The 9447-nt window shown below is 58.4% G+C and carries 5 protein-coding genes; 4 read left to right on the top strand and 1 reads right to left on the bottom strand.

What is annotated here, in order from left to right; translation table 11 throughout:
• The first annotated feature begins 672 nt into the window (after positions 1-672).
• The 3 genes from ACRXB1_RS05675 to ACRXB1_RS05685 all read left to right on the top strand — a co-directional run bounded on the left by ACRXB1_RS05675 (position 673) and on the right by ACRXB1_RS05685 (position 6517).
• Positions 673-1443: a hypothetical protein gene (locus tag ACRXB1_RS05675; protein WP_075357476.1), complete on the top strand. Its 771-nt coding sequence runs from the start codon at positions 673-675 to the stop codon at positions 1441-1443.
• 452 nt (positions 1444-1895) lie between these two features.
• Positions 1896-3482, top strand: a complete 1587-nt coding sequence (locus ACRXB1_RS05680; protein WP_449491409.1) for a methyl-accepting chemotaxis protein — start codon at positions 1896-1898, stop codon at positions 3480-3482.
• Positions 3483-3628: 146 nt separating this feature from the next.
• On the top strand, positions 3629-6517 hold the full coding sequence (locus ACRXB1_RS05685; protein ID WP_449491410.1) for an EAL domain-containing protein: 2889 nt from the start codon (positions 3629-3631) through the stop codon (positions 6515-6517).
• A gap of 66 nt (positions 6518-6583) precedes the next feature.
• On the opposite strand, the gene ACRXB1_RS05690 is transcribed toward ACRXB1_RS05685, so the two are convergent.
• A complete protein-coding gene (locus tag ACRXB1_RS05690) occupies positions 6584-7237 on the bottom strand; it encodes an ureidoglycolate lyase (protein ID WP_449491411.1) in 654 nt (217 codons plus the stop codon).
• A 252-nt stretch (positions 7238-7489) separates the two neighbouring features.
• Between ACRXB1_RS05690 and ACRXB1_RS05695 the strand changes: the two genes are divergently transcribed.
• The coding region (locus ACRXB1_RS05695; protein ID WP_449491412.1) for a TonB-dependent siderophore receptor at positions 7490-9447 on the top strand (1958 nt) is incomplete at its 3' end.

The following is a 9447-nucleotide window of genomic DNA, read 5'->3' on the forward strand; positions in this document are numbered from 1 at the left end:
GTCGAGTCAATGCTCCCGCGCCATCCTGGTGGATTAAACCTGGACATTGAGTCCAAATTCGCTTTGGTGAGTAGAATGCAGATCGTTGCAATCGTTTGCGTGTGGTTCGTTCCGACGAAATCAGTAATAAGTACGGATGCGAACCGCTTCAAAAAGATTTTGCGGGAATAGGGCGAAACGCCCCTTAACCAAGAGTTTCAATGCGCTCGACGAGCCCCATGGCAAGCAGAAAAGGTCCGTTTGCAACGGGCGGCACTGCGTGGGTCCCCTGCGGGTGAGTGGGTCGGCGGGCTGCCTGCCGCGTTGGAAATATAGTGCCTTAAAGTCCATGGGCCGCCGCGCCGTTAAAGGGAAGAATTTCTTCTGCCCGAGCCTCGCGCATGCATGGAACAGAGAAGTTCGTTGGGTGTTAGCAGCTATTTCGTTTTCCACGCGAACTTTGGAGAGCGGTGCGGGATGTTGGGAGACGATTTCACAAAATTATCTTTAACGACAACCAGTTCGGTTCACTAATTAATGATTTCGAAAGCTAAATGGAGTTAGTCGAACCTCCTCGATAACCCATGCTTCATCTGCTCGACCTAAAGTTTTCCGGCGACGTTCCGTTACTTCATTGTCGGCTTGCTTAGAAAAACGTCTCCCTCGTGCCTTTCCAAAACCAAAAAAACATCCATGAAACTGCTCTCAAAGCTCATGTTGCTGACGCTGCCCATACTTGCTGCCTGCGGCGGCGGTGGCGGCGACAGCAAGACCTGCACGACCGACCTTGCCAATCTACAAAAGTCGTGCGTCGCCAACCCTTCACACGCATTGCCTGAAGGTTTCTGGTACGGCTCCGTGAATTCGGCGCAGTCGGTCGCGGCGCAAACCATCGTCCTGGAGTCAGGGCAGTATTACAGCATCTACACGCAGAACGGCTCGTTTATCTGGTTGATCGAGGGCATCATGACCGCGACCGATGGCGCGTTCACTGATTCTGCAACGGTCGGCTTCCATACATTCGGAGCGATTCGCGCCGGCACGTTATCAGGTAATTTCACCGACAAGAGCGCACTCACTGCGACGACGAGTCTTTTCGTCAGTCCGGATACGACAGCCACGAGTTTCAACGGCAACTACAACGCGACGTACGATACACCGATCGCCGTCAGCGACGTTGCACGCACCTGGAGCAGCGGCGCGGGGGTCTCGCCAATCTCCACAATCACGGTGGCCGCAGATGGTACTGCAACGGGTTCGCAAAATGCATGCACGTTTACCGGCAGCTTCAAACCGCGCTCGACTGGCAAACATCTGCTGGACGGTACGCTTAATTTCACGGGTCTGTCGTGCGCTCTCAACAACGAATCGATGCCCGTTGAAGCGACCGTAGTAAATGGGCTGCTCACGGTTGTTGGCGTCACGCCGCAACGCGACCAAGCGTTCTTTTTATCTGCTCAGTAAAGTCGATTCGATATCGATGAAATGGCGGAATGCCTGCATTCCGCCATTTTTTTATCCATGACCGCTCGTTGACAACGAAGTTCGCAACCTCACCCGGCCGATTGGTATTGCGGCGTGTGATTCGGCGTTCGCGTCGATCGAAATAACCATTCGATCCGCAAGCTTGCGTCGTAAGCAGCAATTGCCTCCGCATGGGTCAAGTCACAAGGCAACGCATGCGGTATCCGCATGGGCGGGGCTGCAAGCACCAGGACTTCTCACGCAGATAAAATTCGCCAGCAAACGTTTGCATTTCCTGCACAACATTTGTCGACACTAAAGTTGGCGTGGCAGGCCCCGTTAAGTAAAGCAATGTGCAGTACATTCGCTTTCGTTCTCTTGCACGACGAAGGCTGGCCATTAACGTCGCGAGCACGACTTAATTTCTCGTGACGCACCCAATACACGAAAAAATGAATCTCCAACGTATGCAAGTAAAAACGAAGCTGGCAACCGGCTTCGGCGCGCTCACCGGCGCAGTACTGATCGTTGCGGCATTATCGGTTCAATCGCTCAGTGCATCGAACCAGCGGTTCGAATCCTTTGTGAACGGGATCAACACCCGGGCGAACATTGCGGAAAGAATTCGTACCGCCGTCGACCGGCGAGCGATTGCCGCGCGCAATCTCGTGCTTGTCACCAAGCCTGCTGATCTCGAGATCGAAAAGGCCGCGGTCATCCAGGCTCACGAAGACGTCCAGCACAATCTCCGAAACTTCGACAACCTGGTAGCGGGCGCGAAGGACGTGACGCCCGAAGTGCGTGCACGCGTCGAAGAGATCAATCGGGTTGAATCGTTATATGGTCCCGTCGCACTTGCCATTGTCGATCTCGCGCTCAAGGGCAGGCATGATGAAGCGATTGCGAAGATGAACGACGAGTGCCGCCCGTTACTCGCAGCGCTTGTCAAGGCAACGCAGGACTATTCCGATATGACAAGTCAGCGCGAAGCAATGCTCGTGGGTGAGTCAGCTCAACACTACGCGATATCGCGCTTGTTGCTGATCGCTGCCTGTGTGGCAGCGGCCCTGTCGGCGGCGATTGCAGGTGCGGTCATCACACGCAGCATCCTGCGCGCTCTGGGTGCCGAGCCCGATACATTGAGCGAGGTGGTGCAGCGGGTTGCAAGCGGTGACCTGAGTGCCGTTGCGGGCGCGGACAAGGCGCCCCCGACAAGCGTGCTTGCTTCAATGAGCACGATGCAAACCAAGCTCGTCGAACTCATCGCCAACGTGCGGGCATCAGCCGACAGCATTGCCACTGGATCGAATCAGATCGCAGCAGGAAACGCGGATCTTTCGACTCGTACTGAAGAACAGGCCGCTTCGCTCGAAGAGACGGCATCGAACGTTGAGGAGCTCACGTCGACGGTTCGGCAGAACGCCGAGCATGCGCACCAGGCACGAGCGCTTTCGTCGACGGCCACTACTGTCGCGCACCAGAGCAATACGGCCGTGAACCGAATGGTTGCGACCATGTCGGAGATCAGCGTGCGCTCGGAAAAGATCGCGGATATTACCGGCATCATCGAAGGTATCGCATTCCAGACCAACATTCTTGCGTTGAATGCAGCCGTCGAAGCCGCCCGCGCTGGAGAAGAGGGGCGTGGTTTCGCCGTCGTGGCAGCGGAAGTACGTTCCTTGGCGCAACGCTCATCCAGCGCGGCAAAGGAGATCAAGGAATTGATCGAGGCGTCGGTGGGCTGCATCTCGGAAGGCTCGTCGCTTGCTGGAGAAGCGGGCATGACCGTGGCGCAGGTACTGGAAACGGTCTCGAAGGTCAGCGATATCGTGGGTGAAATCGCAACGGCATCGAACGAGCAAAGCAATGGTATCGAGCAATTGAGCCAGACGATTTCGCAAATGGATCAGGTGACGCAGCAGAACGCCGCCCTGGTCGAAGAAGCGGCGGCGGCATCGCAATCGCTCGATGCCCAAGGCCGTCGGTTGACACAAGCGGTTTCGCTGTTTCGTCTGACTCAGAACACGGCAACGGCGTAGCCCGGTCGGTGCATCGTTGCATGAAGAGTTCTAAAATCAAGACCATGCTGAGTGCTGAACTGTCTGCTAACGTACTTCGAACCGTTTAGCGGGACCAAAGACCCACAATGCAATCACACACGAGCGAGCAAGATTCAAGGAACCATGTGGCCTGTCTTCAAGGCAGCCTCTTGAATGCCGGCGATGACGTCTACCGACGCCTGGTAGAAGGCATAACGGATTACGCAATCTACATGCTGGATGTGGACGGTATGGTCGTCACCTGGAACGCCGGCGCCCAGAAAGCCAAAGGCTACGCAGCGAGCGAAATCGTCGGACGGCACTTCTCCTGCTTCTATTCAGTCGACGAACGGCTCGACGATCTGCCGGGGCGCAATCTCGAAACCGCGCGCACCACAGGCAAGTATGAAGCCGAGGGATGGCGGGTGCGCAAGGACGGCGCCCGTTTCTGGGCGCATGTGGTTATCGACGCGCTGCGCGACCCCAATGGACGTCTGTTCGGTTTTGCGAAGATCACGCGCGACTTCACCGAACAGCGACGCATGCGTGACCACGCCATCGATCACGAACGGCGCTTCCGCTATCTCGTGCAAAGTGTGACCGACTATGCGATCTACATGCTGGATACGGACGGCATCGTGTCCAACTGGAACGCGGGTGCCAAGCGCACGAAGGGCTATTCGGCGGACGAGATCGTTGGCCAGCATTTCAGTTGTTTCTATACGCCCGAGGATCGTGATGCCGGGCTGCCGGCGCGCAGCCTCGCCAAGTCGCTTCACGACGGGCGGTTCGAGACTGAAGGTTGGCGAGTGCGCAAGGACGGCACGCGCTTTTGGGCGCACGTCGTGATCGACCCGATTTTTGACGATGATGGTGAGCTCTTCGGCTTCGCGAAGGTGACGCGCGATCGTACGGAAGCGCGTGCGCTTCAGGAGCAGACGCGCGATCACGAGCGGCGCTTTCGCTTGTTGATTGAAGGGGTGACCGACTACGCCATTTACATGCTGGATATCAATGGCATCGTCTCGAACTGGAACGCCGGGGCGCAGCGCGCAAAGGGTTACGTGGCGTCCGAAATCGTGGGCAAGCATTTCTCCTGCTTTTACGATCCGGCCGACCGCGAGCTGGGATTGCCGCAAGCCGGGCTGGAGACAGCGCGCACGCAGGGCAAGTTCGAGGCGCAAGGTTGGCGGGTCCGCAAGGACGGCACGAAGTTCTGGGCGCATGTCCTCATTCAAGCGATCTACGACGATGACGACCAGCTATTCGGCTTTGCCAAGATCACGCGCGACTGCACCGACCAGCGCGAGACAGCGCTCGCGCTTGAGCAAACGACCCGCAATCTGGACCTCGCACTCGACAACATGGTGCAGGGCCTCAGCCTCTTCAACAAGCGCGGACGGCTGGTGTTGTGCAACGGCCAGTTCGCCCGCATCCTGTCCATTCCAGCCGGCAGCCTGCCTGGCGGCATATCCTTGCGCACTTTGCTGCGCCGCGTTTGCGAGCATGCCCATGCGCCGATAGGCGAAACAGCGGCGACGATCACCGACTTGCGCCGCAAGCTGTTACGCGCCACGGAACCGGGGCAGACTCAGAAACACATCGAGTTCCAGCATCGGGGACGAAGTATCGGGGTGGTGACACGACTGCTTTCGCACGGTGGATGGGTCTCGACCATCGAGGATGTCACCGAGCGCAGGGTCGCGGAGCAACGCATCAGTTACCTTGCACATCACGACCATCTGACTGATCTGCCAAATCGCGTCACCTTCCAGGCACGGCTCCAGCAGCTAGCCGGCACGTGTTCGGAAGACCGTCCCTTTGCGCTGCTGTATCTCGATCTGGATCGCTTCAAGCTAGTCAACGACACGTTGGGTCATCACGCGGGCGATGAACTGCTGAAAGCGGTCTCTCAGCGCCTGTGTGCGTCGCTGCGAGCGAGCGACCAGCTTGCTCGTCTGAGCGGTGACGAATTCACCATCCTCCAGGCCGCCAGCCAATCTCCGGAAGACGCAGCGTCTCTCGCCGAGCGTTGCATTGCCAGACTGGCTGCGCCGTTCGATATAGCGGGCAACGAGATCAATGTTGGCGTGAGTATCGGCATAGTCCACTGCACGAACGCCGGCACCGATGCGAGTATCGTGTTGCAGCAAGCTGATCTTGCGCTCTACAAGGCCAAGCGTGAAGGCCGCAATTGTTATCGGCTATACGAACGGGGCATGAACGATCCGCTTCGTCTGCGCAACGAGCTCGAAGACGAGCTGCGCAGAAGCCTGCGTGCAGACGAACTGGCGGTGCACTATCAACCAATCGTCGACGCCCAGACAGGTCAGATCACCGCGTGCGAGGCGCTATTGCGCTGGAATCACGTGCGGCGCGGAAACATGTCGCCAGTCGAATTCATTCCCATCGCTGAAGAGCGGGGGCTCATGCCCGAACTCGGCGCATGGGTTTTGATGAGAGCGTGCCGCGATGCATCGCAATGGCCGGCGCATATCCGGCTCAGCGTGAACGTCTCGCCGGCTCAGTTGCTGTACGAGGACTTCACGGGGACGGTCCAGCGCTCACTCAGCGTGTCGGGGCTGCAGCCGCATCGTCTGGAACTCGAGATCACCGAGACCGCTCTGCTGGAATCGGCGGCCGCGCCGCGTTGCATCCTCGACGAGATTCGCGCGCTGGGTGTCGGGGTTGCGATGGACGACTTCGGTACCGGATATTCTTCGCTCAGCATGCTGCAGAGCTTTCCCTTTACGCGCGTCAAGATAGACCGTGGTTTCGTCAGCGGCCTGGGCCAGAACCCGAAATCGGCAGCGATCGTACGCGCGGTCAGCGGGCTGTGCAGAAGCTTGAGCATTCCGATCATTGCCGAAGGTGTCGAGACGGAAGAACAGAGGCAGGCGCTTTTGCATGAGCATTGCGCAGAGTTGCAAGGCTTCCTCATCGCGCGGCCGGCGCCGGTTCACGCTTTATTGAACTGGTTCGAGGACTCGCCTCCAGGCGCCATGCGACGCAGTCTCGTGGATCACCAGCTTTGAATCGCGCGTCGGCTCGGCCGCGGATGCTCCGATGAGCACGGAACGCAGGATCTCGACTGCGAACCTTCATAAGTCCTTGAGAATCGGCGCCTCGAGAAGGCAGCTGAACTCGCGAGCAAAATCGACAGAGACGCGGGCATGGACCGCACCCTGTTTATCGAAAAATCGCTGTGTTCCTGCAAGAGCGAACACACCTTCGTGCCAGACGTTCGGGTGGATGTAGAGACCCTGGTGCCCGTCGAAGCGAAAGCAGACAAATTTCTCTGGTGCAATGTCGTCGCCTGGCAAGGCCAATGGAACGTAGAACGGACGATGGTCGAGAGGGAAAAACAGTTGGCCGCCGTCCGGGTGGTAGTTCGCGTGCCAGAGCAGCATCTCTGCCGGGGCATTGGCACTGTCGTCGCAAGCTTCTTCAGGTTCCGTCGCGTAGGCGAGGATGTAGTTGCCTCTTACAGCCTCGTTTCGACCATAGAGAATGTCTCCGCGCCATTCGCTGACGAACGTCCCTTCGGTGGTGCCTGCTTCGTCCCCTGTTCCAGCGTCAATGGGCCGTGTCCCGGTTGCGGGCCACTGCACGATCTCGATCGAGCACTCGCCCGGGTCGTTCACAAGCCTGCCAAACCCATCGAGCGCGGCAGGGGTGGCGTCGACTACAGGCATCGACACGCGTCGCAGCCCTCGGGGAAGGGCGGGGTTGAGGTAATCGATCACTTTGGGCATTGCGACAGCTTATCCGAGCAAAAAACCTGTTGCTGGTACTCGGACAAGAGAGCGTGCGCAAATTTACTTTTGTATATAAATCTGTAATTTTAGAGTGTGCCCAGATGGTTGGAGCTTTCGCATTCCGGACTGTCATTGAAATTTCATAAGGAGATTTTCCGACAAAATTCTTTCTAACAATATTGAGAATCATTATCGTTAACGATACCATGCCGCAAATTGTAAACGTTCGTTTAACGAGGAATGCATTCGATGAAGGCCGAGAAGCGCGACCATCTGCGCACCTGCTACAGACCTGTCGCGGTTGCGCTGACGCTGGTATTTGCATCGATCGTACAGGCAGTTGCGGATGAAACAGCAAACGCTGGAGCGCCCACCGCGGCCTCCGCTTCAGACGCGGAAGGTGCGCTTCCAGCAGTCAAGGTAACCGCAGGCCGTGTCAACGAAAGCGAACCCGAGCGCGGTTACCAGGGACGGCGGGCGTCGGTCGCGACGCGTACCGACACGCCCCTGGTCGACGTACCGCAGGCAGTCAACGCGGTCACATCGCAGTCGATCCAGGATCGCGCGCCGGATAGCCTCGCTGAGGCGCTCGAAACCGTGCCGGGCGTGCGCATGGGCAACACGCTCGGCGGTACGCTCGACGCCCTCGTCAAGCGTGGTTTCGGGGACAACCGCGACAACTCGATTCTTCGCGATGGCCTGCAGTCCGTGCAGCCCCGCAACTTCACGCCGACGACCGAGCGCATTGAAGTGCTGAAAGGCCCGGCGTCGATGCTTTATGGTATTCAGGACCCGGGCGGTCTCATCAACGTCGTCACCAAGAAGCCGCAACTGGAACGCGCCAATTCGGTCTCCGGGTTTGCAAGCAGCTACGGCGGCGGTGGCGCGCAGGCGGATCTGACCGGGCCGATCGGCACCTCGGGCCTCGCGTACCGGTTCATTGCCGATCACCAGAACGTGGATTACTGGCGCAACTTCGGCTACAACCGGCAAGACACCATTGCGCCGTCGCTTGCATGGTATGGACGCGATACAAGCGTGCTCGTGCAGTACGAGCACATGAACTACTCTGTGCCGATCGACCGCGGGACGATCATCGATACGCGTACGGGCAACCCGGTGTCGGTATCGCCAAAAGAGCGGTTCGACGAAAACTACAACATCTCCGCGGGCCGCTCCGACGCGCTCAACGTACGGGTCGATCACAAGCTGAGTCAGGACTGGACCGTGCACGCGGGGTACGGCTGGAACCGCACGTACTACAACGATCAGCAGGCGCGCGTGCTGACTCCGAATTTCACGACCGGCATTCTTACCCGACGGGTCGATTCCACGCAAAACGGTGTGCAGTCCACGCACAATTTCACGTTGAATCTCGAGGGCAAGGTCACGTGGTTCGGATTGCGAAACGATATCCTGACCGGCTTCGACTACATGCGCAATTACCGCGTGCTGGCGGATTTGTATCGTGGCAAGAACAACTCCACGTTCAACATGTACTCGCCGGTCTACGGCACGCTGCCGGCCACTAACACGTTGTCTCCGGCTGACAGCGACCAGACCGACAAGCTGATTGAGCGCGGCGCATTCATCCAGGACGCGATACATTTCGGCGACCGGTGGATTCTCCTTGGCGGCGTGCGTTATGACGACTTCCAGGAACTGACAGGCAAGGGCAGGCCGTTTGTTGTCGGGTCCACGCAAAGCGACAGCAAGTTCGTGCCGCATGCCGGTCTTGTCTACAAGATCACGCCGGAATGGTCCACGTATGCGAGCTACAGCGAATCGTTCAGGCCGAATACGTCGATCGCGGCGCCTATCGGCACGTTGCCGCCTGAGCAGGGTCTTGCATACGAGATCGGCACAAAGCTCGAAACCAACCGCATCACCGGCACCGTTGCGCTCTTCGACATCCGCAAGAAAAACATCCAGACCACGCAGACCATCAACGGCGTCAACTTCGTGCGCAACGCAGGCCATGCGCGCTCGCGTGGCCTGGAGATCGATGTGAACGGTCAACTCACGGATCGCTGGAGCGTGATCGCGAGCTACGCGGCGACCGAGGCGCGCTACAAGGACGATCCGCTCGTGGGCGGCAACCCGTTGCCCAACACCCCCAAGCATGAAGGCGCGTTTTATCTCACGCGCGATTTCGGCAACGTCGGGTTCGGACCTGCAAGCGGGCGCGTGCGCGCAGGGGCGGGCGA

The organism is Caballeronia sp. M23-90 (assembly GCF_053574605.1).

Coding starts and splice junctions, on each gene's coding strand:
- ACRXB1_RS05680 (WP_449491409.1), top strand. CDS start 1,896: ATGAATCTCCAACGTATGCAAGTAAAAACGAAGCTGGCAACCGGCTTC.
- ACRXB1_RS05690 (WP_449491411.1), bottom strand. CDS start 7,237: ATGCCCAAAGTGATCGATTACCTCAACCCCGCCCTTCCCCGAGGGCTG.
- ACRXB1_RS05675 (WP_075357476.1), top strand. CDS start 673: ATGAAACTGCTCTCAAAGCTCATGTTGCTGACGCTGCCCATACTTGCT.